The 1,309-nt window shown below is 68.7% G+C and carries 1 protein-coding gene and 1 pseudogene; both read right to left on the reverse strand.

The genetic code is table 11. The annotated features are described in order from the left end of the window. Positions 1-29 precede the first annotated feature (29 nt). Positions 30-589, reverse strand: a pseudogene (locus ABTZ59_RS37110) (IS5 family transposase); the annotation flags it as partial. A 228-nt stretch (positions 590-817) separates the two neighbouring features. Then, positions 818-1,309 (reverse strand): TetR family transcriptional regulator C-terminal domain-containing protein (locus ABTZ59_RS37115; protein WP_351425972.1); only part of this gene is annotated, 492 nt, incomplete at its 5' end.

Genomic DNA, 1,309 nt, shown 5'->3' on the forward strand with positions numbered 1-1,309 from the left:
CATCTGCTGGACGTCGTTGAGGATCAGGACCCGGCACCGGCCCGGGGCACCCGCAGCCCGTCCATGACCGCGTCGAAAACGGTGGAGTCGTTGACGTTGCCAGGCGTGAGGACCACGGTCAGGGGCAGGCCCCGGCCGTCGCAGGCGAGATGGACCTTGGTCGTCAGCCCGCCGCGGGACCGGCCGAGCGCCTGGCGAGCCGCCGCACGTGCCGGATCTTCCAGTTCGTCCCTCGTCTGCGCCCCCTTTTGCGGGCACCGGCAGCGTGCTGGTGAGCCCGGCTGACGGTGGAGTCGACCGACACGGCCCACTCCACGGCCCCGACAAAGTCGTCGCGGACCTGGACCTGCTCCAGCAGCCGGGCCCAGGTCCCGTCCGCCTCCCAGCGGGCGAACCGCTCATAGACCGTCTGCCACGGCCCATAGCGTTCTGGCAGGTCACGCCACGGCGCACCGGTCCGCAACCGCCACAACACCCCGTTGATCACCTGCCGGTGATCCCGCCACGGCCGCCCACGACCGTCAACCCCCGGCAGCAAAGGCGCTATCCGCCCCCACGCCGCATCCGTCAGCTCACCACGACCCACCACAAGATCAATTATCAGACACGTCCTAGGAGGGGAAGCGTTAGCCGGCCACCTGCCGACCGGCTCGCGTAGGCATACGCCGACGATTCAGTCCGTGGACGCCGCCGCGTCCTGGCCGCCTTCGACGACCGACCTGCGACAGGCTGAAGATCGCCGCGGGACACCATCCGTGAGCTGATGTCTCCGCTCCACGGCAGCTCAGGCCGACCCCGGTGAGAGCAAGAGCGGAAGTCACCGGGCCGCAGGCGCGGTCTGGCTGCGATTGAAGATCCTGTCGAGGTGGTACTGGAGTGCCGCGGTGGCAGACTCCGGCGTGCGCTGTCCGACGAGGATGCTGGTACCCATGGTCGCTGTCATGGCAAGCAGGCTGATCGCCTCACTACGAGCGTCGGCTCCAGAGTCGGCTCGGCCCGTCTCCTGTGCCTGTTGGATCAGTTGGGTGAGGGCGTTCTCGGCGGCGTCAGGGTTGTCGATGAACGGCTGGGCGGCGAGGGCCTCGTCGGTCACGGACAGGATCGAGTAGGAGCTGTAGAGAAGGTGGAAGGTGCGGCTCTCCTCGTCGGTCGGCAGCGAGGCCAGCAGCAGTGCCTCGATGGTCGCGCGGGGGCCCGGGTCTCGGCCTGCGGCGGCGAGGCGGGCGCCGACGCGTGCGGTGAAGCGGTCGGTCAGGTGTTGGAGGCCATGGAAGAGCAGCTTCTCCTTGGTCTGGAAGTAGTACTGCAC

Origin of the sequence: Streptomyces sp. NPDC094034, from assembly GCF_040303865.1 — a bacterium.
Lineage (GTDB): Bacteria > Actinomycetota > Actinomycetes > Streptomycetales > Streptomycetaceae > Streptomyces.